13 protein-coding genes are annotated in these 24681 nt (G+C 35.3%); 7 read left to right on the top strand and 6 right to left on the bottom strand.

All coding sequences use genetic code 11. From position 1 onward, the window contains the following. Nucleotides 1-93: 93 nt before the first annotated feature. The 4 genes from HNS40_RS09780 to HNS40_RS09765 form a co-directional block, all read right to left on the bottom strand. A complete protein-coding gene (locus HNS40_RS09780; RefSeq protein ID WP_172280224.1) occupies nucleotides 94-1977 on the bottom strand; it encodes a LysM peptidoglycan-binding domain-containing protein in 1884 nt (627 codons plus the stop codon). A 180-nt stretch (nucleotides 1978-2157) separates the two neighbouring features. Next, nucleotides 2158-3066, bottom strand: a complete 909-nt coding sequence (locus HNS40_RS09775) for a cation diffusion facilitator family transporter (RefSeq protein WP_172280221.1) — start codon at nucleotides 3064-3066, stop codon at nucleotides 2158-2160. Between the two features lie 78 nt (nucleotides 3067-3144). Further along, nucleotides 3145-4167 carry an acyl-CoA thioester hydrolase/BAAT C-terminal domain-containing protein gene (locus tag HNS40_RS09770; protein ID WP_216664168.1) on the bottom strand — a complete coding sequence of 341 codons (1023 nt, stop codon included), beginning with the start codon at nucleotides 4165-4167 and terminating at the stop codon, nucleotides 3145-3147. A 112-nt stretch (nucleotides 4168-4279) separates the two neighbouring features. After that, on the bottom strand, nucleotides 4280-4456 hold the full coding sequence (locus tag HNS40_RS09765) for a MarR family transcriptional regulator (protein ID WP_172280219.1): 177 nt from the start codon (nucleotides 4454-4456) through the stop codon (nucleotides 4280-4282). A gap of 547 nt (nucleotides 4457-5003) precedes the next feature. On the opposite strand from HNS40_RS09765, the gene HNS40_RS09760 reads away from it, so the two are divergent. The 6 genes from HNS40_RS09760 to HNS40_RS09735 all read left to right on the top strand — a co-directional run bounded on the left by HNS40_RS09760 (nucleotide 5004) and on the right by HNS40_RS09735 (nucleotide 15542). Next, entirely contained in the window at nucleotides 5004-6059 is a 1056-nt protein-coding gene (locus tag HNS40_RS09760) for a sensor histidine kinase (protein WP_172280217.1), read from the top strand. Next, nucleotides 6040-6795 carry a LytTR family DNA-binding domain-containing protein gene (locus tag HNS40_RS09755; RefSeq protein ID WP_172280215.1) on the top strand — a complete coding sequence of 252 codons (756 nt, stop codon included), beginning with the start codon at nucleotides 6040-6042 and terminating at the stop codon, nucleotides 6793-6795. The genes HNS40_RS09760 and HNS40_RS09755 overlap by 20 nt, the downstream gene beginning before the upstream one ends. Before the next feature lie 147 nt (nucleotides 6796-6942). Then, nucleotides 6943-9288: a TonB-dependent receptor gene (locus tag HNS40_RS09750; RefSeq protein ID WP_172280213.1), complete on the top strand. Its 2346-nt coding sequence runs from the start codon at nucleotides 6943-6945 to the stop codon at nucleotides 9286-9288. 566 nt (nucleotides 9289-9854) lie between these two features. Next, on the top strand, nucleotides 9855-11141 hold the full coding sequence (locus HNS40_RS09745) for a glycosyltransferase family 4 protein (RefSeq protein ID WP_172280211.1): 1287 nt from the start codon (nucleotides 9855-9857) through the stop codon (nucleotides 11139-11141). Then, nucleotides 11141-11839, top strand: a complete 699-nt coding sequence (locus HNS40_RS09740) for an ABC transporter ATP-binding protein (RefSeq protein ID WP_172280209.1) — start codon at nucleotides 11141-11143, stop codon at nucleotides 11837-11839. Before HNS40_RS09745 ends, HNS40_RS09740 begins: the two co-directional genes overlap by 1 nt. A gap of 454 nt (nucleotides 11840-12293) precedes the next feature. Then, nucleotides 12294-15542 (top strand): FtsX-like permease family protein, encoded by a 3249-nt coding sequence (locus HNS40_RS09735; RefSeq protein ID WP_172280207.1) that lies wholly within the window; start codon nucleotides 12294-12296, stop codon nucleotides 15540-15542. 18 nt (nucleotides 15543-15560) lie between these two features. On the opposite strand, the gene HNS40_RS09730 is transcribed toward HNS40_RS09735, so the two are convergent. Continuing rightward, nucleotides 15561-16154 carry a hypothetical protein gene (locus HNS40_RS09730; RefSeq protein WP_172280205.1) on the bottom strand — a complete coding sequence of 198 codons (594 nt, stop codon included), beginning with the start codon at nucleotides 16152-16154 and terminating at the stop codon, nucleotides 15561-15563. A gap of 63 nt (nucleotides 16155-16217) precedes the next feature. Continuing rightward, the gene (locus HNS40_RS09725) at nucleotides 16218-17987 is read right to left on the bottom strand and encodes a tetratricopeptide repeat protein (RefSeq protein ID WP_172280202.1); all 1770 of its coding nucleotides are present in this window, start codon (nucleotides 17985-17987) and stop codon (nucleotides 16218-16220) included. A 350-nt stretch (nucleotides 17988-18337) separates the two neighbouring features. Between HNS40_RS09725 and HNS40_RS09720 the strand changes: the two genes are divergently transcribed. Then, on the top strand, nucleotides 18338-24418 hold the full coding sequence (locus tag HNS40_RS09720; protein ID WP_172280200.1) for a LamG-like jellyroll fold domain-containing protein: 6081 nt from the start codon (nucleotides 18338-18340) through the stop codon (nucleotides 24416-24418). Nucleotides 24419-24681 lie beyond the last annotated feature (263 nt).

Genomic DNA, 24681 nt, shown 5'->3' with positions numbered 1-24681 from the left:
TAAAAATCATCTTATCCAACTAGATAGAATCATCTATCTAATATGTATGGATATGAAATATGATTGCAAATTGGTCTAGAAAATAAATATTTACTAGCTTCTAATATTTACTATCAACTTATTTCCAGGCTTTAACTTGTATGAGTTCGTGATACTATTCCAAGTTTTTATTTTGTTTACTGAAGAATTGTATTTCTTAGCTAAATCCCAAAGGGTATCTCCTTTTTTGATGGTATGATATACGTAGTTTCCATCCTTTGGTAAAGGTTCTACTTTCTCTTGTTTAGCCACCACTCTGTTTTCGCTTACTTTTAGCTTCTGTCCGGGTTTAATCATATTATTTGATAAACCATTCCAGGATTTCAATTTACTCAGAGAGATGCTGTATTTTTTAGCAATAAGGCCTAAGTTTTCTCCACTTCTGACCGTATGGTATCCATCAGTGCTTTTTGCGTAAGAGCTGGAAGATTTGGTGGATTCCGAAGACTTTGAAGGAGCGGAACCTGGAGAATAAACAATCAGTTTTTGGCCAGGATAAATTCTAGTGCTTTTCATTCCGTTCCAAGCCTTAATTTTACCCACAGAAGTATGATATTTCCGAGCAATTAAACCTAGGTTTTCACCACTTCTAACAATATGAATGCTTCTTTCCTTGGCTTTTTTAATTTGGGCCAAGAGTTTATCTCTTTCTATACCTTTTTCAGATTTGAAGTTATAAAGGCTGTCTTCATGATCGATGAAATATCCTACTTTTTCTCTTGGTAAACGGAGGATATAAGTTTTTCCATCAGTAGCAGGTAGAATCCCTTCCTTATATGCAGGATTTAGGAAATCCAAGTCATCTTTATCGATATGCATGAATTCTGAAATCTGATCGAATGATAACACTTCTCTTACAGTTACACTATCAATGCCATGATAGAGAATGCCGGGGTCTGTTGGATAAATATTATGCTCAGTTGCATAGTTGAATACATAGTTCACTGCAATAAATGCAGGAACATAACCACGAGTTTCGCGAGGCAGGAATGGCCAAACTGCCCAGTAATCCTTAACTCCACCTGCTCGGCGAATAGCTCTGTTCACATTGCCCGGCCCTGAGTTATAAGCTGCTAAAGCTAATTCCCAAGTTCCGTATATTTCATATAAATCTTTTAGGTGACGAGCTGCAGCATCAGTAGCTTTATAAGGGTCGAAACGATCATCTACCAAAGAATTGCTCTGCAAGCCATACATTTTTCCTGTTCCATACATAAACTGCCATAAGCCTTTTGCTCCAGCCCAACTACCCGCAGTAGGATTCAATGCGCTCTCAACAATAGCCAAGTATTTAAGTTCCAAAGGCATGTCGTATTTATCTAAAACCTCTTCAAAAAGTGGGAAATAGATTTCTTTGAGTCCTAACATACGCGAGGTTTGACTGCGTCCTTTCTTGGCATAAAGATTAATAAAAGCTTTTACATGCTTATTATAAACCAGTTCAATTGGTGTTTGAACATTTAAAACCTCAATGCGGAGTTCGTATACACTATCGTTGAAAAGTGGTACTTCTTTGGCATCGTAGCCATAGATATTGAGTTTTTCAGGGTCTGACTCAAAAGTATATTTGTTGAGGAATTTAACAGTAGTTAAACTATCTAGTTGTTGCAAAAGGGCAGAACCACTCAGCATACGAGTATCTTCCTCTATATTGTCATTTTTACCAAATCTATTTTCAAAGCCTCTTGCAAAGGCAGAGGTATCATCAAAAATATGTTTTACTATGCTCAGACTGTCACCACTCAATTCGGCTAAATCCTTCCCTTCTTCTAGGGCTAATTCTTCACTTATAGGGTTTTCTTCAACTAAAATATCTTGAGCTATTTTGGTGGGCTCCTCTATAGGTTTTTCATTTTTTGCACTGCCCTTAAAAAGTTGGCAGGAGTTAAATAAGAGGACGGTAACAACTAGTATTACTATATTATATTTTCTGTTCATAAGGTGCTTGTATCAATTAATTCAATTGCGGCAAAAGTAATAGAAAATTAAGCTTAAAGGGATAGTAGGTGAAGGTTTATATCAAGGTTGTTTTGTTAAAAAAGATTAAGGCTGTAAAGGTCTTATTGTTAGGGCATGGCATTGTTTTTTTAGCCTAAAATCATAATAGCAGGATAATACTTATTCTTCTACTACCAATGCAGAACTCTCGCAACGTTGAAACTCTGGTTGAATATTGCAATGGCTGATTTTATATTTCTTTAAAACCTCCTCTACTTCATTTAGAATGATTTGGAATTCTGTGATACGAATGTCCTCTTCCATATCTATGTGAGCTTCAAAGAAAAGCTGCTTGTCATTGAGTTGCCAGAAGTGCACATGATGTACATTTTTTATTTTGGGGAGCGATTTTATTTCTTCACTGATTTTTTTTACATCTACTTCTTCTGGAGTAAATTGCATTAGGATTTTAGTAGAGGCCCATAGAATTTGGTAAGAGCTGTAAATGAGATAAAGAGCAATTAAAATAGAGAGGAGGCTATCCATCCAATAGATCTCGTAATACTTCATCAGAATTCCGCCTATCATTACGGCTATAGAAGTCATCACATCGGTGAGTAAGTGAAGATAGGCGGATTTCATATTCATATTCTCTTTGGCATCTTTTGAAAGAAGGAGCACCGATATAAAGTTGATGATAATGCTTCCCAATGCGAAATAAATAACCAAATCGGACAATACTACTTGAGGATGGTAAATACGATCAATGGCCTCAATAATTAAATAGATAGCGATAAATATTAGAGTAGCGGAGTTGATAAAGGCAGAAAGAATTTCGGCTCGTTTATAGCCATATGTTTGCTTGAGTGTTGATTTTCTTTTGGCCAATCTATTAGTGAAATAGCTAAGTAATAAGGAAATCACATCACTGAAATTATGTAAGGCATCGGTGAGTAAAGCTACACTTCCCGATAGGACTCCTCCTATCATTTGAGCAATGGTGATAAAGATATTTAGGAGGATGGTTATTCCAATATTCTTACCAGAAATATGGTGATGGGAATGATGGTGATGGTGGTTTTGTGACATGGTTTTTAGTTTTAATTTTTACAAACCTATAGACTTATGAGTACAACTGAGTTGCAAATTCAAAAAAAGCATCCTCACTTACAAAGTCGCAAGAAACTCAAATAGTTTTAGTCTGGCTAGTTTTTTTGCCTGATTATCCCCATCCATGCTTCCTCCATATTCAAAATCATAGTTTTTGCCTTTGATGTTCATTTGTCCTATTCTAGTGGAAACGTCTGTGTCTGAATCTGGATTTCGAGAAATAAGATGCCCCGCATTCTCATATTGAATATTATAGAAAGGATATTTAAAACCATGAGCTTTTATCCTTTTTTCTATGCTATCTGCCATTTGTGCAGCAGGCCAAACGCCATCCTCTTTTCCTGAGAAGAGTAGGATAGGACCATTAATATTTTCAACTTTAATGGAAGCTAATTCACGAACTTCAGTTTTTTCTAAACCCGATTTCCAATAAGCTAAAGTGTTAATTTCGGAGGAGGTATTTGGAGTGATTTTTTCCATAGGGATATAAGGAATGTCTTCGCCTTTATAGGTCCAAGAGGCTTTTAAGTGATCTGAGTTATAGGGAAGAACTCTATTTGCCCATGAAACTGAACTTGGGGCATAAGCAATCACTCCGCTAATTTTATTCGGAAGCATAGAGGCCAATACCAAAGCTAATTCGGCATTTCTTGAGGCGCCCATCACTATTATTTTCTTAGGGTCAACTTCAGCTTGTTGGCCCAACCAATCTATAGCTTTCTCAAAATACTCCAATGGAATTTCTTCTGGTAAGTCTAGCAATCCTTCCAATCTGGTATAGGGCAAGGATAAACCTACATAGCTCTTATTAGCAATTGTTCTATAGCTTATCTTATTGTCGTCAATAATCAGCTTTAAAACGACTTCTTGTTTTTCTGTTAAATCACCTATTGAGCCACCTATTGAGTTGTCTTTATCATCGGTATTAAAAACAGGTTCTTGAGCCATAAATGACATTCGTAAAAAATTAGTTGTAAATTTAAAGCAGCCTTTGGAATATGACTGGAGGATAGGTGGAATACCCGAATCAATAACACCTGTAAACTTTCGTTTATATTCTATTTGGTTGCTTTCTGTCATTGTCTTGAATTGATTAGTTCTAGAGACTCATTTTTATTAGATTATTTCGATTTGGTATGTAGTCAAACAATAAAATGAATAAAAAAGCATAAGAAATACCTCAAATGGAATTTTATTTAGCTTGCCAAAAGCAACGCTTTGGAGAAAATATAGTTTCTTCCTTTTTTAGAAGATTCATGGCTTTATCTACCACTTTTCTTTCTAAGCCTGTAATCTCTACAATCTTTCCTGCGTTTAAAGGAGTTCCGTCTTTTTTCATGGCTTCTAGTACTTGGTCTTTTGCTTCCATTTTGAATTGTTTTTTGTTGTGAAATGCTTTTCATGAAACGCCATCTTTTTCGTTACGCTTGTGCTGAGAACCTGACATTTCCTGAAAAGATTAAAAAATATTTATTTTTTTGTTATCAAGCAAATATAGTCAATTTGATGTTTTAATATAGCTATGACACAGAGGTTCACAAAACGTTCACGAAGGTTCAAAAAAAAGTAGAAATTATCTTGAAATAGATAAAATCCAATGTGTAAATAGATTTTTGTTTTTACAAGGTTTTCAATTTGAGTATTAATTATTTCCTTTGTGTTTTTTGTCTTCTTTGAGTCACTATTTGTGGTATAACTCAAATCACATATTGATGATATTTTGAATGATAATGTAAATCCAGCTAAACAATTTAAAGCCTAGAAATTACAATTCAAAAAATCATTTCACAGTTCAAACACCTATTTCCCATTACGAACCTTGCAAAGTCTATTTTTGCCAGCAGAAGATAAAAGATAAATCACAGAATGGTTTTTCAATGTATCTTTACAAGAGATTTAAAAAAATGAATGTTTGGATGATATTAAAATGGAACGATAAGATTAGCAATTTTGTGATACGATTATTCATCGTCTACATGGTTCAACTCATGATAAAAGGCTTTGACTATAGCTTTGGACATTTCTTCGATTTTACCTTTAGAGGATTGGTATTTTCTACTACTTTTATCACTTTTTGGTTGTTGATTTGGTATTTGGCCGAATGGGTAAATGATAGAATAAAACATAGAGGAGAGCTTGTTAAATTACTTATCAACCTAATGATAGGTTATAGCGCAGGTTTTGTCTCCAATAACATTTATCGTTTTATTGATGTTTACTTTTTTGGGAAAACCGAAACCTGGAAAGATATTTCCATTTTTAATCCTGAATTAGTGGTCGCTCTATTGATGATATACATGATAGTTTATGGAGTTTATGAATATTTAAACGTGAAGCTTCAGAAGAAGGATGAGCAGTTGAAAAAAGAAAAACTACAGAAAGAAAATATATTCGCTCAATATCAATCATTAAAAAATCAGATAGAACCTCATTTTCTTTTCAATAGCCTGAGTGTTTTATCTTCTATAGTGCACACCGATTCCAATTTAGCCTCAGAGTTTATTGTGAAGCTTTCAAAAACCATGCGTTTTATCATTGAGAAAAACAAATTTGACTTAGTCACTCTCAATGACGAGATGGCCATGGTGAAGGATTATTTCTTCCTACTAAAAACACGATTTAACGATGGAATTCACCTTCAATTATTAAATGATATTGAGAATGTTAGCGATGTGTATATTCCGCCGGTGAGTATTCAGCTTTTGATAGAAAATGCCATAAAACATAATAAACTAAGTGCAGCAGAACCTATACATATTAGCATTTGTATTTGCGATAATCATATTTGTGTAAAAAACACTTTGAATAGAAAAACCGAATCCATCGATTCCACAGGAATTGGACTTAATAATATAAGTAAACGATACGAACTTATTGCCAACAAACAAGTTATAACTAGAGAAGAAGACGACTTGTTTATTGTGAAACTACCCATTTTAAACCAAGAAGATTATGAGAATTTTAATTATTGAAGATGAAAAACACACGGCCAATCATTTGGAGAGTTTGGTGAAAGCCTATGATTCAAACATTGAAGTGATGGCTATTCTCGATTCAGTGGAGAATTCTTTGAAGTGGTTTAGAGAGAATGATGCACCAGATTTGATTTTCCAGGATATTCAATTAGGCGATGGATTGTGCTTTGAGATTTACGAACAACAGAAGATTGAAGCGCCCATTGTATTTACAACAGCCTTTAGCGAATATGCTTTAAAATCGTTTGAGCTCAATAGTATTGCATATGTGGTGAAGCCCTATGATAAAGAGGATATCGCAGAGGTTTTTAAGAAATATGGGAAAATGAAATCGCATTTTTCAATGCCTGAAAATCAATTATTAGAGAATATTATTAGCCAAAAGAAAACCATTGCCAAGAGGAGGTTTTTGATTAAAATTGGTGAAAATTATCAGGTTTTACCCACTGACCAAATTGCTTTTATCATTTTCGAATATGGATTGAGTTTTGCCTATAATCTTCAGAATGAAAAGTTTCCTCTCGATTTATCTATGAATGATTTGGTTTCACAGCTTGATGAGAATGAGTTTTTCAGAATCAATAGAAAATGTATAGTACATTCATCCTCAATAAAAAAAATAAGTAGCTGGTTCAATGCCAGATTAAAAATAGAAACTAGTCCGAAAGAACCTACGGAACTCATTGTTAGCAGAGAGAAAGTTAAGGAGTTTAAAGATTGGCTCAACAACTAGAAACTCATGATGCTTAGCCGAATATTATATTTCTAGATAAAATCAATTCGCTCCCTTTAGGGTCGGGGCAATCGAATTGAAATACAGGATGATACTAGGTTTTAACACTAAGAAAATATGATTTCCAACAAGATAATCCTTAAACAAATGACAACAATAAAAGTAATAATAACGGCCACCCTTATGCTTTGTTTTTTGATGGTGCAATCACAAACCACTCAAAGTATTAAAGGAACAATAATAGACAATGAAAGTGAACAGCCATTGGCTTTTGCATCGGTGATGATATTAAACACCAATCCTCCTTTGGGAACCATAAGCGATGAAAATGGAGTGTTTCGTTTTGAGGAGGTTGCCGTAGGAAGAATTTCCCTAAAAGTATCATATGTGGGTTACGAAGATGCAGTGATATCAGGAGTTTTATTGAGTTCAGGTAAAGAGCTCGATTTGAATATTCCCCTAAAAGAATCCTTTGCGAGTCTACAAGAAGTGGAAGTGAAAGCTACAGAGCGTAAAGATGAAGCCTTAAATCAAATGGCTACAGTTTCTGCACGAGCTATTTCTGTTGAAGAAACCAAGCGCTTTGCAGGAGGTATGGATGACCCATCTCGTCTGGCTTCTACTTTTGCTGGAGTTACGCCAAGCACTGTAGATAATAACGAAATCGTAATTAGAGGAAATGCAGCCAAAGGAATTCTCTGGCGATTAGAGGGCATGGAAATTCCTGCACCAAACCATTTAGCTGGTATGTTTTCAGGTGGTGGTATTAATACCATGTTCAGCAATAATATGTTGGTCACTTCCGATTTTTTCACTGGAGCATTCCCAGCAGAATATGGAAATGCCATTTCTGGGGTTTTCGATATGCGCTTTAGAAACGGCAATGCCGATAAGCGAGAGTATGCTTTTCAGGTGGGAACCCAAGGCGTGGATTTCTCTTTAGAAGGCCCCTTTAAAAAGGGAGGACGAGCTTCTTATCTCGTCAACTATCGCTACTCCACCATCGGACTTTTACAAGTATTAATGCCTCAAATTACGGGCTTGCCAACCTATCAAGATTTATCTCTAAAGATTAACCTCCCCACCAAAAATGCAGGAGTATTTTCACTCTGGAGCATTAATGGTATAGGTAGAATTAAAAGTGATATGGAAACCGATACCAGCAAATGGGAAACCACCATGGACAGCTATCAATACGATATTTCCTATCGCTTGACCTCCTCCGGTTTAAGTCATAGATATTTCCTAAACAAAAAGGCTTATTTATTTAGTTCTCTTTCTTTTTCTGCTACAGACTATGGAAATAAAAATGATTATTATAATCTGAACTTGCAGGAAATTCCTGTCACCAATCAGAATGAAATCAATACCAAAGCGAGTTTGTCTTCCTATTTAAATGTGAAATTTAACAGCAGGCATACCAATAGAACTGGAGTGGTGGTGAGTCGCTTGAGCTACGATTTAGACATTGCCAATAATACCAATGTGGGAGAAAATGAGGTGGCCGATTACTTTGTAGATAGTAAAGGAAATGCGATGAGTGTACAATTATACTCCCAGTCCAAATACTACCTACGAGAGAACCTGAATATCAATGCTGGCCTTCACCTTGTTTATTTTAATACCAATAATGAGTTTATTCCAGAGCCGAGACTAGGGATTAACTGGGAAGTTACCCCAAGGCAAACTTTAAGCTTGGCTTATGGAAAGCACAGCAGAATAGAACCGCTCAGGATATATAAAACAGAAGTTCCAACAACTAATGGCTACGAACTACTAAACCAGAATTTAAATGTGACCAAAGCCCATCACTTTGTTTTGTCTTATGATATGAAATTGGGAGCCAATACACATTTCACCATCGAGCCTTATTATCAAATGCTTTATGATGTTCCCACAACACCTGATAGCTCATTTTCTATGATCAATTATAGCAGTGAGACTTTCTTTACTGATGAACTAGACAATTCTGGAACAGGAACCAATATGGGAATCGACTTCACTCTAGAGCAATTCATCAATAATGGATTTTACTATATGGTGACCGCCTCGCTCTACGAATCGAAATTTAAAGGAGGGGATGGCATAGAGAGAAATACCCGTTATAATCAGAATTTTGTTTTTAATGTATTGGCAGGTAAAGAATGGCAGACAAAAAAGAACCACACTTTTGGAATCAATGGAAAGTTCACCATTTTGGGAGGCAAAAGACAATCGCCAGTCGATATGGAGAAATCGTTAGAAAACCAATTCGTTATCTATGATGAATCGAGACTTTATGAAGACCAATTACCCACTAGCTATTATGTCGATTTGAGTTTGAATTATACCATCAACAGACCCAAATGTGCCCATTCTATTATTCTGCAAGCCAAAAATCTATTAATGCAAGAAGAGAATTTAGGTCATGCTTATAATTACAAAACCAAAACTGTGGAGCCCTATGGACTAGAAATTATCTATCCATATGTTAGCTATAAGATTCAGTTTTAATATAATTCACGCCAAGCCGCAAAGGCGCAAAGAGATATTCGTATAATATAGTATTTAGCGAAATCATGTAGTCTTAATTTCTCTGTGTTTCTTTGGGTCTCAGTGCCTCTGTGGTGGTTATTCACAATGGTGGAAGATTATATTGCTCACGCAAAGCCGCAAAGCCGCAAAGCCGCAAAGAAATATTAATGCAAATATTCATGTAGGGAAATGTTTGTGAAGAGGTCTTTGTGTTTCCTTTGTGTCCCAGTGTCTCTGTGGTGGTTTAATATTATGTTAGAGAGGTGTAAAATATTTACGATGAGATTCTAAGGCGCTTGTGTGTGATGGAATATTCGTGGAGATAGAAGCTATATTATGCTTAGTTTCATTCGAGTATTCGTGGCTAGTTCTTTTGTTATTGATGAAATTTTGTTTCATACTAAATGAAAAAGCTTATTTGTGAAGTTAATTGGTGTATTTCTTTGTGTCTTCGAGTCTTTGTGGCCATAAAGATTAAAACAAGTCAGCTCAAGAAATAATTAACTTTCCTATCTTTACAATCTCAAGAAACAAAAACATCCCAAATGAAGATTGTAAATATAGTTCCCGGTTTTGGTGGTACCTTTTATTGTGGTAATTGTCTGCGCGATAGCGGATATACCAAATCATTGATAAAGCTGGGCCATGATGCTATGATGCTGCCGATATATCTGCCATTAACTATGGAACATGGTGTAGAAGAAAATACAGCTCCCATATTTTATGGCGCCGTGAACATCTACCTCAAGCAGAATTTCAAAATCTTTAGAAAGATGCCTAATTGGATGGAAAAGCTTTTCAACTCCTCATCTATGCTTCGTTATGCGGCCAAAAAAGCGGGTTCCACTCGTACTGAAGGTTTAGAGCCCATGACCATCTCCATGCTTCAGGGTAAAGATGGAAATCAAGGGGAAGATTTACAGGAACTGATAGACTTTCTGAAGGTTCATGAAAAACCTGATGTGGTGCATCTTTCTAATGCTTTATTACTGGGTTTGGCCAAACAAATCAGAGAACAATTGAACGTACCTGTGGTTTGTTCTTTACAAGATGAGGATGTTTGGGTAGATGCCATGAACGACCATTATAAAAAGATAGTTTGGGATCTGATGAGCGAAAAAGGAGAGGATGTGGATGCCTTTATTGCAGTGAGTGATTATTATGCTCAAGAGATGAAGCAGAAGATGAGAATTCCGGATTCCAAGATGCATATTGTACCCATTGGAGTAGAGGCTGATTTATATAAATATGCCAAACCATTAAAAGAACCGCAAACCATTGGGTATATCTCTAGAATGTACGAAGAGCATGGTTTTGGACTATTAATTGATGCCTATATCGAGCTTAAAAAAGATGAGCAATTCAAGCATGTATTATTGAAACTGTCGGGAGGATATACCGCAGATGACAAGAAATATGTGGGCAAGCAAATGAAGAAATTGAAAAAGGCTGGCATTTTTGAGGATGTGATGATTATTGAAGACTATCAAGCAGAAAGTCGTTTCAAATTCTTTAATCAGTTGACGCTTCTTACTGTGCCTGTTTTAAAAGGAGAAGCCTTTGGAACCTATCAGTTGGAATCTATGGCTGCAGGTATTCCATTGGTTCAGCCCGCTTTGGGCGCTTTCCCTGAGATTATCAAACAAACCGGAGGAGGAGTCGTTTATTCACCAAACACTGTTGAGGCTCTGGTAGCCAAGTGGAAAGAAGTATTGTCTAATCCAGAAGGAATTGAGAGAATGAGTGAAATGGGTAGTCAAGCAGTACGAGAAAAGTATGCCATCGACCCAGTGAGTGAACAGGTATTGAAAATCTACGAAAGTCTTGTATAATGAATATAGAATTATCAAATGTATGCAAATCCTATTTTAACAAGGATGCTAAACTTGAGCAAGAAGTATTAAAAGGGATTACAATAAATATAAAACAAGGTGAAGCCATCGCTATTATTGGCCCTTCGGGTTCTGGGAAAAGCACCTTATTAAATCTCCTAGGGACATTAGACCAAACCACATCTGGAAGCATTTCTTATGATGGAAAAGAGCTAAAAGATTTTAAAGACCAGCAATTGGCATTGTTTAGAAATCAGAAAATAGGATTTGTGTTTCAGTCCCATCATCTTCTGCCACAATTGAATGTCTTGGAGAATATCCTACTTCCAAGTATAGCTTATGGCGATAAAAAGAGCAGACAGGAAGCAGAAGATAGAGCCAGAAAATGGCTGGAGGAGGTCGGATTATCAGATAAAGTAGCACAGTTTCCTTCAAATCTCTCCGGTGGAGAATGCCAAAGAGTAGCAGTAATAAGAGCGCTCATCAATCAGCCAGATTTGATATTAGCCGATGAACCCACAGGTTCTTTGGATTCAGAATCGGCAGAGATTGTTGGGGATTTGTTGTTGAGACTGACTAAGGAGCAGAATGTCGCTTTAGTTCTGGTAACACATTCTATTGCAATTGCGGAAAAGTTTGGTGAGGTTTATGAATTGAAGGGTGGAGTGTTGAACGGATTGCAATTCCGTTCGAGCTAGATTAGTGCAGTTTCTCTGTGAAACTTTGTGATTATTATTAGTTACTGCTAGCGCGGATTTGCAATCTGTGCGTATAACATAAGAACTTTATTTTTAATTCATGTCAGACAAATATAAAACGTACGAGCTAGATAAAGCATATTTTATCACCATGACCACGGTTGGATGGATAGATATATTTACTAGAAAGAACCACAAATTTGCTATTGTAGATTCTTTAAAATATTGTATTAGAAACACCAGAGTTAAAAACATATGAGTAATTTGCACATTGTAAATATGTTAAATTGCACGGATTGCAAATCCGCGCTAGCTAATAAGTTAATAACTAACTCTACACGATTAACAATAGCCCAAAGTATGTGGTTACTCTTCATCGGTCATCCGTCATCGAGCATCCAACATCTGTCATCTGTCTCAAAGAACTTCCAAGCCCAATAAAACCTTAAGTCCCATGAACAAAAACACATACATATCCAAAAGCCTACGCTTCTTCCAAAAGCAACATTTGGCGGTACTCTTGGCTACATTAATAAGTGCGGCAGTGCTCACTGGAGCTTTAATTGTTGGAGATAGTGTAAAGCTGAGCTTACAGAATAATGTGGACCAACGATTGGGGAAAACTACTTTTGCGCTTTCTACTCAAGATAGATTTGTTCGTTCTGAATTAGCTGAGGAGATTTCAAAAGAAACCAAATCTAATCTAGCTTCTGTATTATTGGTTCAGGGAATTGCCATAAATCCCGATGCGGATAGACGAATCAACAGAACTCAGGTTTTAGGTGTGGATGATAAATTCTGGAAATTCTCTGATGATAAAGGATTTGACATCAAGAAGAACGAGGTAATTCTCTCGGAGGAGGTGGCTCGTGAACTTCATTTACAAACTGGGGAAACCATTTTACTACGCATTCAAAATGCTGATATTATTCCTCTCAATGCTCCATTTAACAGTGACGAAGACCCATCTATAGCCTTAAGACTAAAAGTTGCTGGAATAGCCTCCTCAGAACAATTAGCAAATTTCAGTTTAAGAAACCAACAAGCCAATACCTATAACGTATTTTTAAACCTAGATTTTTTAGCAGAAGAAATGGACTTAGCAGGGCTATCGAATCTTATTCTAGCTCAAGAAAACGAAAATATTCAAAAACTAGAGGAGGCTTTTCAGAAAAACTGGACCTTAAAAGATGCTGCCCTTCAGCTCCGATATTTAGAGCAGGAAAAGCAATTTGAGTTGCTATCGGATAGAGTATTTATTGATCATTCCATAGCTGAGAAAGTGAACAAACTGGCACTGCAAAAGCAAGACATCCTCACTTATTTCGTAAATAGTTTGAGTTCTGACCAGAAATCTTGTCCCTACTCCTTTGTCACTGCTGCTTCTGATGATTTTATAGGCGTGTCAATATCAGATAATGAAATCATTATTAATAAATGGTTGGCAGAAGATTTAGATGTAAAAATTGGTGATAGCCTTTTGCTGAAGTATTATATTATTGGTCCTTTGAGAACTCTAGATGAACAGCAAAGCTATTTTATTATTAAGGATATTCTTCCTCTAGAGACTGCTCCTTTCACTAGAGATTTAATGCCCGATTTTCCGGGCCTTTCCTCCGCAGGAAATTGTAGTGAATGGGATGCAGGAATCCCCATCGATTTGAAAAAAATCAAAGATAAAGACGAGGATTATTGGGATGATTTTCAAGGAACTCCAAAAGCCATCATTTCCTTAAATATGGGATTAAAACTTTGGAATAATCTTTATGGGAATTATACGGCCATTCGATTTTCAAGCCAAGAAACTAATAAAGAAAAACTAGAGGATTCTATCATGGGAGCTTTGAGTCCCTTAGATTTAGGATTCCGCTTTCAAAATGTAAGAGCAGAAGGCAAACGAGCCGCCAGTAGTGGAGTGGATTTTGGAGAGCTATTCTTAAGTCTGAGCTTTTTTGTGATTGCGGCAGCCATCCTCCTGATGGTGCTCATGTATAGACTAAATATGGAAAGTCGAAGCCATGAAGTAGGTTTGCTTTTTGCCATGGGATATTCTCGAAAGCAGATTTTAAAGCTGAGAATAAAAGAATCTCTAGCTACCATCATCCTAGGTTCCATTTTAGGTGGTTTTGTGGGGATTCTTTATAATCAATGGATGATAGCTGGATTAAATGGCGTTTGGAATCAGGCGGTACATGCCGATATGCTAGCCGTTTTTATTTTACCCCAAACCTTAATGATTGGAATAGTAGTTTCCATCATCATATCATTGTTTTCTATTTATTTCGTCATTAGAAAGATGTTGAAGAAGCAAGCGATTTCTATCATCCAAGGACAAGATGAAATCGTTTCTGTAAAATCTGGGAAATTAGATTTGTGGCTGGCTTTAATTGGAATCATCTCAACTGTTGGAATTTTGGCTTATACCATTTTCCAATCTATTGCACAAAATGCTTCTTTAATGTTGATGGCCGGATTTTTATTGCTTACTGGTCTGACAGCTTTAGTCTCTTTTCTACTTCCTAAATTGGGAGCAAATAATTCTGGAGGATTCAATAAATGGAAATTGGCTTTTATTAATGCCCGAAGAAACAAGAATAGGAGCATTGCCGTCATTGCGCTTTTGGCCATCGGAACATTTACCATTATGGTGACTGGAGCCAACAGAAAGACTTTTGATGGCAGTGAGAATCAAAGAAGTTCTGGGACCGGAGGATTTCAGTTTTGGGCAGAGACCACAGTTCCCATTTTGCAGAATCTAAATACTGCAGAAGGCCGGGAAGCTTTAGGATTATTTGAAGAAGAGCTTTTTGAGCAAACGAGTTTTGTTCAATTCCACAGCAGAAATGGTGACGATGCCAGTTGTTTAAATTTAAATCAAGTACAGCAGCCACAAATTTTAGGTGTAGATGCAGTATTATTTGATAGTTTGGCTGCCTTTTCTTTTGCTACTCAACTGGAAGAAAGTTCACATCCTTGGCTTTCTTTGCAAGGTGAAAAAGAAGCTAGAATCATTCCTGCCATTGCCGACCAAACGGTGATACAATGGGGATTGATGAAAAAGATAGGTGATACTTTGACTTATTTTAATGAAGCTGGAAAATCCATAAAATTGGTTTTGGTGGGCGGATTAAATGCCAGTGTTTTTCAAGGGAATATTTTGATTTCGGAGGAGGCTTTTATTGACAATTTCCCTTCGGCAGCAGGTTCAAAGTATATGATGATAGGCTGTGGAGAAGCTCAAGCGGAGGACTTAAAACAAGTCTTGAATAATGATTTATCAGACTATGGAATGGTCATCACAGCTGCGCCTACTCGTTTGGCTAATTTCTATTCGGTCACCAATACCTACCTGAGCATATTTATGATTCTAGGTGGCTTAGGAGTGATTTTAGGAACGATTGGCCTAGGAATAGTATTAGTACGCAATATGCTCGAACGACGCCAAGAACTCGACCTATTAAAGGCCATTGGTTATGATAAGAAACAGATTCTAAATTTAGTCCTTACTGAAAATATTGCCCTCCTCATTTTAGGTATTTTTATTGGCCTGGTTTCTGCATTAATTGGCATATTGCCCAGTTTAATTTCCCCAGCTTTTCATATTCCCAGTGACTTTTTATTTGTGTTGCTATTGGGAGTGTTTATTAGTGGTTTATTTTGGATTGTTGTTGGTGCTTGGCGGGTTGTTTTTGGTAGGGGGTGAGGATTTATTGAACCATTCTTATTTATTGATTTTATTAAAAATATATGATACAAAACTGAGGTATAAAAAAACAATACTGGACAAACTTACCATTACACCGATTATTAAGTAATCTCTATCGAAAATTTCTATTTGTTTGAAAATTAGCGTCAATCCAAAAAATAAATAGACCAAAGTGAGTATTGGCAGGGAAATATATTTTAAAGTTTGTTGGGGGATGGCATAAACTAGATATTTCAACCAAAAAGTAGTTGTGTTTTGAATTTTTCCAGAAAGACTACGATATTCTGAATTTGCGAGTAGCATGTCCGATTTTTTATTGGCTAAAGTTACCGCCTTATTTATTACTTTCAAATATTTCTTAATTGTCAGGTTGTTTTGATCCAGAGTATTATTTTCTTTTTCATTATAGATTATATCATAGTATTTACGTATTGCTTCATTTCGTAATACTTCAATAGCCCTATTAATTCTATAAAAATCTTCTTTATTTCCATTCATCTCAATAATTGAGTAATTACTATTCACCAGTTTTAAATAATGAACAGCAATTATAACTTGACCAGCATTAGGTTTTAAGCCTAGCGTTTTATAGTAATCTTCAATACTCATTTCCTTTGATAATTTAGCAATAAATGACACGGGATAACAGCTGGTCGCTTAAACATTTTATGATCAGAGTTTCATCAAAAAGCTCACTAGATTAACATCATGTGACAAAGCCATTTTCTTTCGAATGCTTGTTCGAACGCTCTCAATAGTTCGAAGACTTTTATAGGTTAAAGCAGCTATGTCTTTACTTGACATATTTAGTCGCAAAAAAGCACAAGTTTTAACTTCGGTAGGTGTTAATTTGGGGTATTTCATTTGTAACCTTTCATAAAATCCATTATGTACTTCAATAAAATGGGTTTCAAACTCTTTCCAATTCCTTAACTGAAAATTTGTTTCTATTTCTTTGGTTAAATCCTGTAATTTCTTTTTTCCATGGTCATTTGTATCTGGTAAAACCTCATTTATGTTAACCAATATCTTATTTGTAAAAACGCTAAGGTTGACTAATTTCAAGGCATTATTAGTAAGTTCTTTATTTCTAAATTCTAAATTTAATTTGAGGTCGTTATTCTCCTTATCAGCTATTAATTTTTTATGCATGAGCAACTTCTTCGATTGACGATAATAAAGCATCATGATACTAGCAATGATAATGATTGCCGTAATCAATAGAAATAAAAACCTTTGAATGGCAATTTGTTTATCATTGTCTTTTTTCAAAATTGCATTTTCCTTTTCCTTCTTTTCTGTCTCGTATTTAATGTTCAATTCCTGATAGCGGGTTTCATTTTCATTTTTGTTTATCGAATCATTCAAAACAGAATATTGTTTTAAATAATAATAGGCTGAATCTAATTTATGCTGTTTACTATAAATATCAGATAATTGATTATATGTTGATATTAATTTCCGATTTGCTCCACTTGATTCAAAGTATAGTTTGGCCTTCAAATAATATTTACGTGCTTTTTCATATTCTTCTTCAATTAAATAAGAATCTGCAATACTTTTATTTGTAAGGCCACATAAATAAACAGAATTTTGTTTTTTATAAATATCTAGGGTTTTCAAATAGTATTCTCTAGCCGTTTCAATATTACCCTGTTCTTCATAAATCTGTGCCATATTATTAGTAATATTTGCAGAAAAGATATGGTTCTTTAAACTAGTTGATAGTTCCAATCCTTGCTCACAATACACAAGCGCATTTTCATAATCTTTCTCTTTAAGATAAGTCATTCCGATATTTGCTATCAAAGAAGTAATTTGCATACTATCTGGAATCTGCTCTGCTAGCTTTAAGCCCTTATTAAAAAAGGAATGTGCCTTTTCATAATCATTAATTGGTGATAAAAAAAACAAACCAATATCATTATACAAAACCGCCAAATGGCTGATATAGGGTTTGTTACTATTATCTTTCTTATACAGATTCAAATAAATATTCTCAGCATTTAAAAAAGCATTCAATACTTTATCTTTACTCCCCAATTGATTATTTATTGAGCCTATTAAACTATATGTAAATCCCAATTCAAGACTATCTTTTAGTTTTTCAAACCCTTCACGAGAATGATGAGCATAATTCAATGCGAGTTTATACATCCCCATATTTCTATTAATAAATGCAAGATATTTATTGGAGATTGCAATCAGTGTATCATTTCCTATATCTTCGGAAATTCTCAGCGCCTCTTTACATAGCGTATCAGCCAGTTTTATATCCGATCTGAAATATCGCTCTGCAGAACGATGCAAAAATACGGGCTGTTCTTCGAAGGGTAAATCTTTAGCATCTAAAAATACATCTTCATTTTGCTCTTGCGATGCTAAATTAAAGTGGATGAATAGTAATAAAACTATTAACAATAATTTATATAGGATGCGCATTTTATATTTCCTTTAAAAATGATAGAAACTATATTACTGTAGTAAAATTCTACTTTACAATAGTAAATAAATTCAATCAAAACACATAAAACATTGCTCTGAATCAAAACTCAATAATTACAACACACTGTCGCAGTGGGTATTACTAGATACATGAGCCTGTTATTTATATTGAATCCTAATAAGCTAAAATGAAAGATTACAGTAGTCATACCGTAGTGATATTTTGACCTAAATCCTGCGTTTGCTTTAATTTTACTAAATCTAAATGACCGCTATAAAATTGAATTGTTGAGGTGGCCATTCCAAAAAAATCCTGTAGAAATTATTCGTACCAAATAAATATCCTTATGAAATCAATTTCAATAAATCTTCTCCTCACTTTTATTCTGTTTTTGCAATTCATAAGTGGATTTGCCCAGACGTCCGAAATCTATAAAACAGCTCATTTAAAATATCCTCAAATACTAACAGCATTAAACGATAGTGATACCAATAAAATTCCTAAAATCACCATCAACTCCCTGAATGGATACGGCCCTTATACCATCGGAACAGAACGAAGTAATTACATAATGGTTTATAGCCTACCAACAAATACTTCAAAAATTACTTTTAAAATGCTGGATAATGAAAATCAAATCATAAATCAACCATATATTGAGGAGGGTAATTATTTGGAATCAGCCAATTGGGAATTTGAATCTGACACCATGGGGTTTCCGCTTTCTCCTACTCTACAAGTAGAAGTTGTTTATCAGAGTGACAGTAATGCTACCTATCGCATACCATATGTTGTTTATCCCGACACCTTATTCATACAGGCAAGCGAAGGCTGGGGGCCTTTTACTTCTAATAATTATTCCTTTACAAGCGACTATTGGCAGCCTGTTCCAGAAATAAGCAATTCCATTAAAGTCGAAAACCTACCTCCTCGCACTACAAGTGTAAAGTTTAACATTCTCAGTAAGGACACCACCGTAATAGACTCTTTGATAGTAAATGCTGAAGAAGGTTTCTACCTTGATTCCGCCATGTATAACAATATCAGGATGGATGAGCTTCCCTTGTCGACAAGATACTTAGAAACAGCTATTTATTGTGATGGCGGGCCCGATAATGGATTGTTAAGATGGAATAAACTTATAATAAACCCACAACAACCCAAACTAATTTGCAATGCTTATGAAGGCTATTTCAATGATTCTATTCCCACATTTATACAGAATAAAAATTCCGGTCAAATATTAAATATAGATACAGCAAAATACGCATTGGTCAGCAATGGACCAGGAGAAAGAAATGTTGATATGTATATGGGTCCTTATAGCTTAGATGTGCTTCAGGGGAGTTTTTCTATAGAAGCCTGGTTAAGATTTGATACTGTAGAAATCAACTCCAATCCGAATGGAGAATTTTATTTTGTTTCTGTTGACACAGCATTTGCTGCATCTCTAATCATCCAAATGGAAAGTGATTTAATTGGACTCAGAATTTATACAGGTGCTAGAGGTTTTTTCGATATGCTTTATGAGGGAGATTTTGAATATTCCAAATTAGAAAAAACTGATTGGCACCATGTGGCCATTACATTTACAGCTAACAAAGGGAAACAGCCCCAATTTTATATCGATGGACTGGCTCTCGATGTGTATATAGATGAAAATATGGTTCAATCTATTGAACAAAATTACCCGCATTACCAAAATAAACTAAAGACCTATCCTCTAAAAATTGGTGGCGGAGGAATCATGAATAATTTCATTACTGCCATTGATGAATTAAGAATTTGGAATGTAGACATTAGTCAGCAAATGATTATCAACAATAGGTATCAAACCATGCTACAAAATGATAGTATTGTAGGCTATTGGAATTTTGATGATTTACGAAACCGCCAAAATCTGGTTTCCGACCTGAGTTATAAAAACAATAGAGGAGTATTAAAAAAAGGCGCCTATTTTTCTCCACAGCCAGCAGATTTAGCAAGGATGAAAGATACGCTAAGCCTCATCTCAAGTCATGCTGATGTGGATTCCATCATGTTTAGATTTATTGATGAAAATGACGGAATTATTTTTTCAAAAACCGTATTGCCAGAGGAAAGTATGGCCAAATTAATTGATGATATTTCTAATCAAACATATAAAGTAGACCATCTAAATATTAATGAATACTATCCGGGTTGTCCTGATTCAGGATTTATGACCAACTATGATTTATCCATATATCCTCCGGCACCTATTGCTACTCCAAAGTTTAATTGGAGCCAAGTTTACCAAAGCGATAGCGAATCAGATGTTTTAAATACTGATATTTTATGCAGCAACTTCCCCGATGACATCTATAAAGTATTCATTTCACTGGAAAAGGATGGGGAATATTATGATACCCTAAGTTTTACTAAAAGTAGTATTCCATATGCTTATTCTTTAACTCTTAATGGAACAGACAATTATATAGAAACCAATCATCAGGTAACAGCACCACCACAAGGTCAAATTGATTTATGGTTTAAAACATCTAGTCAATCTGGAGGTAAAATCATTGGATTTTCCGAAACTCAAAACGGAGAAAATAGCAGTCGTAATGAAAGAGAAATTACCATGCTAAAAACGGGTGTTATCGAATTTAATGCAGGCGAAGAACTACAATTATACGCAAACCACCCCTATAATGACGGTCAATGGCATCATATCGTAGTAAGTTATGGGTATCCCCAAATTGAATTATTTATGGATGGGTCGGTGGTGGACTCTAAAAATAGTGAAGATTTAGAATCCTATTCAGGCTATTGGATAATAGGAAAGAATGCATCAACAAAATTTCAGCAACAGAAAAACATATCCAACTATTTCAAGGGGACACTCGCTGAAATAAAAATAATTCAAACCGGGAGTAGTCCTTCTGAAACACATTATAAGCTAAATGATGCATTGGGTACAGAGGTTCAAGACCATTCGGGAAACAATAAGGGCAACATAATAGGGGGAAGCCCAGACTGGAGTAATACTTCAGACAAACTTTCGTTCATAAAATGGGAAGGAAACCTGCTAAATAAAAACCCAGGAAATTATAATTTCACTACTAAAATATTTTATAGAGGAGGGCCAGAAGAAGGTGTCTCTTATCATTTAGGGCGTTTTCATATTAAAGACCCCATTCCTAATCATTACTTTTCCTACTCCCCAGGCATGGGTATTGGATATTTTAATGAAGGCATGAGAGTTGAAAATCGTTTTAATGCGGCAACCGACTGGACAGGTTCAGCTTATGAGTATTACGAAAGTGATTTTATAAGTTTCGTATTTGTTACTCCCGACCATACTATCATCGATCAACAAACACAAACATTTACAGGCCAGCATGAAGTAGAATTTACATTCGATATGGGAGATGCACCTGAGGGCAGTTATATGAGTGTTGAAACAGGTTATGTTACCAGCTTAGGAAACATCGTAATGCATTCCTTTCCTCTACCAATAAACATTAATAAAATGGTGGCTCCAACCATAAGTGGTGATTTTGATGGCCCTTTTGAAGAATCCATAGCTCCAGGTACCATGGCTCAGACTAATACTTTTACCATAAAAACACAAAGCCACTTAAACGATATAAGCAAAATAAGAGGGGTGTTCTATACCAATAACAAGCATGAATTAGGGCAAGCAGATGCGGTGAAAATAAATGATACCATCTGGCATCTAAGCTTTGATATGGCCAGCTTAAAACCTCCACATTCGTTTATGAAAGTTGAATACTATCTTGGTGATGATACAGAACCTGTGATTATACAGGGTCCTTTTTCAATAACCATTCACAGGACCAGACCAAAATGGTTCGATTTTATGGATAATTCCGATTTTGAGGACATTCAAGAAATCGGAGATACAGTTAGCTTTTCTATCTCTACCTATTTGAGTAAAAACAATAAAGTAGTGGAAAATAACTTTACCATTCCACAAATGGTACCCTTATTAGGAGGTACTGATTTCGAAAGCCCCACACCTTCCATAAAAGCAAACTTAAAATTTACAAAATCTCAGAACAAATTAATGTTAGACGGTCCTCCTGAATTCCATAGGGAATTGTTTAATTTTCATCTTGGAAATCCCGGACTAGTGAAACTAGATTTTCAATCTACCGAACAAGATTTTTATTTTCTTGATGAAGACAATGATTTAATAGCAAAACAAGATTTTGCTAATTCTGTTGACCTTACGCTAAGCATTAAGCGGATTGTAGAAAATCCATTTAAAGAATTTTCAAAATTGGCCGAAGGCTATAAAGCAAGTGAAATTGTTGGTCCCACAGCCAACTTCACGATTTCTCCTGCATTGGGATATGCATCACGATTAAATTATATTACCGATACTGTAAATGGTGGATGGGGTTCTCAAGGAGAATTAAAAGTTGATGCCAATCCAAACCATGAAGAAGAACATAATAATAGTGCATCATACCACTTTGGTGATATGGGAATAAGCGGAGAATTGTCAATAGGAGCAACCATTGCATCTGGCTTAATTGATTTTTATGTAGGCTTATCACTCGGAGCATATATTGGCATGGGTTATTCATATACAGATATTCCTGAAAACGCTAAACACTTCCTTGCTGGGGCAGTAGTACAAATGTATTGGAGAGTATATGCAACAGCCCTATGGGATTGGTACGAGGTAGATTTATACGGCCCCAAACCACTATTTAGATGGAAAATTGGTGATGATATGAGATCCACTTTCCCTCCTTATGATAATAAGACCAATATAAATGTGGTAGATTCAGATTTTGATATAACCATGTCTCAAATCAACCCTGTAGGTTGGTATCATAAAATTCCTTTACCACAACCCAATCAAGAAATAGACAGAAACAGCAACTCGCTGTTATTTAGCTGGATAGAAGAGGGGAGTCATTATGGGGAGCGCAAACTTCAAATGAGGAAGTTTTCAATAGCTAATGCAAAATTTGATAGTGTAAAAACGATTGCTGTCAATAAGAATCTGATTCATAACCCATCAACTGCACAAGTCAGCAGTAAAGAAGTTATTTATACTTGGATGCAATCACGTCATACTCCTTATTCAATTCAAGGAACAGACCCGGAAAATATTTTAGAAAACATTGCACAATCTCAAGACATATATGTAGCGGTTTATGCTGAAGATGTTGACTCAATCGTATTTATTTCCAACCTTGATGATGATAGATCCAGCCTATACTCAGGACGTGCTGAAGCCAATCCTCACATCACAAAAATATCAGAAAACAAAGCACTAATAACATGGCATGTAGGTAATCTGGAATCGAATAAATCTGACCTATATTATTCTATAATTGAAAAGGCAAACTCAAATTGGAGTATTTCGAGTCCAGAAGTATTTGCTGAACCTCCAGGAATACAAACCAATATCAGAATTGCCTCCCCAAAAGAAAATACCGCCGTTGCCATTTGGCAAAACTTTTTTAATGATGGGAATATTGACAATGAATTATACACTTCTTATTTTAATGGTGAACATTGGTCTGAACCTCAGGCTGTTTTTGCATTAGACACCAGTGTTTTCTATAAATCATTTGACATCTGTTTCGAGAATGACAATGGTGCGCTTGTATTTACCACTTTCTCAAATGATATAAATACGGATTACGAAGAAGGCCTTTATATACTTCCATGGGAAAACACAAGTTCAGAATGGAGTTCGGAGCCTCCCTTTAAAATTTACAGCGACAGACAGAATGAGCTCAATTTAGCAAAAATGACCATTGGTAACCAAAATAATGCTGCCATAGCCATCAAACTTGGGAAACCCGGTTTGCAAAGTGCTGATATCAGATATAGTCAGATAGATCTCTTTGTAGGTGATATTTCTAAGTCTTTTAAAAATTGGAATCATTATGAGGCTAACAAACTTGTATGTGATACCACCAAACAAATTTCTGATATAGACATTGCTTATGCTGGAGGTGATACCCTATTGATTTTAAGCCACGAGTTTATTATGGTTGCCAGTAATATGGATTATGTCCCAACGAATGGGGTCCAGTTTGCAAATCCAAAAATGAATCTTGTTTTAAGGTCTTTTGTTATAAACGAAGATGGCGAAATTGAAAATGTAGATGAAGGATATTTACTCCATATTAAAGATGAGATTATAGAAAATGCAGATTTTGTTTTGGAACAGAATTTTCCAAATCCTTGTACTCACAATACCTGCATTAAATTCTATCTACCTAATAACACTCCAGTTATTCTCGATATTTACGACATCAATGGAACTGTTGTTGGTAACATACTCCAACAAGACCTAAGACCAGGTGAATATCAAATAGATATAAATACTTCTGTCCTAAAACCAGGAATATACTTTTATACACTAAAAACCCCCAACCACACAAAAACAAAAAAAATGCTTGTAGCTCATTAGATTTAAACCTTGACAGACAAAATCTTTGCAAAAATGAAAATAAACACATCATATCTAATATTAATAAGCCTGATATTTATAGCAAAAATTGGGATCTCACAGATCATTCATTTTGCAGACTCAATTTTAACTATTAAAGACCGTTGCATGGTAATTAACAAAATAAATCACCTTATATAATTGTATATCAGATAAATAAGTTGTATTTTTATGGTATGAAAATACGTAAGGAACCTACATTAGCAGATAGTATTTGTGATTTA

This window comes from Lentimicrobium sp. S6, from assembly GCF_013166635.1.
Taxonomy (GTDB): Bacteria; Bacteroidota; Bacteroidia; order Bacteroidales; family UBA12170; genus UBA12170.
This window is presented reverse-complemented; position numbering and strand designations above follow the sequence as displayed.

What these genes read in the sequence shown, in the direction of transcription:
- HNS40_RS09780 (WP_172280224.1), bottom strand. Translation starts at nt 1,977, where the DNA reads ATGAACAGAAAATATAATATAGTAATACTAGTTGTTACCGTCCTCTTA.
- HNS40_RS09775 (WP_172280221.1), bottom strand. Translation starts at nt 3,066, where the DNA reads ATGTCACAAAACCACCATCACCATCATTCCCATCACCATATTTCTGGT.
- HNS40_RS09770 (WP_216664168.1), bottom strand. Translation starts at nt 4,167, where the DNA reads ATGACAGAAAGCAACCAAATAGAATATAAACGAAAGTTTACAGGTGTT.
- HNS40_RS09765 (WP_172280219.1), bottom strand. Translation starts at nt 4,456, where the DNA reads ATGGAAGCAAAAGACCAAGTACTAGAAGCCATGAAAAAAGACGGAACT.
- HNS40_RS09760 (WP_172280217.1), top strand. Translation starts at nt 5,004, where the DNA reads ATGATATTAAAATGGAACGATAAGATTAGCAATTTTGTGATACGATTA.
- HNS40_RS09755 (WP_172280215.1), top strand. Translation starts at nt 6,040, where the DNA reads ATGAGAATTTTAATTATTGAAGATGAAAAACACACGGCCAATCATTTG.
- HNS40_RS09750 (WP_172280213.1), top strand. Translation starts at nt 6,943, where the DNA reads ATGACAACAATAAAAGTAATAATAACGGCCACCCTTATGCTTTGTTTT.
- HNS40_RS09745 (WP_172280211.1), top strand. Translation starts at nt 9,855, where the DNA reads ATGAAGATTGTAAATATAGTTCCCGGTTTTGGTGGTACCTTTTATTGT.
- HNS40_RS09740 (WP_172280209.1), top strand. Translation starts at nt 11,141, where the DNA reads ATGAATATAGAATTATCAAATGTATGCAAATCCTATTTTAACAAGGAT.
- HNS40_RS09735 (WP_172280207.1), top strand. Translation starts at nt 12,294, where the DNA reads ATGAACAAAAACACATACATATCCAAAAGCCTACGCTTCTTCCAAAAG.
- HNS40_RS09730 (WP_172280205.1), bottom strand. Translation starts at nt 16,154, where the DNA reads ATGAGTATTGAAGATTACTATAAAACGCTAGGCTTAAAACCTAATGCT.
- HNS40_RS09725 (WP_172280202.1), bottom strand. Translation starts at nt 17,987, where the DNA reads ATGCGCATCCTATATAAATTATTGTTAATAGTTTTATTACTATTCATC.
- HNS40_RS09720 (WP_172280200.1), top strand. Translation starts at nt 18,338, where the DNA reads ATGAAATCAATTTCAATAAATCTTCTCCTCACTTTTATTCTGTTTTTG.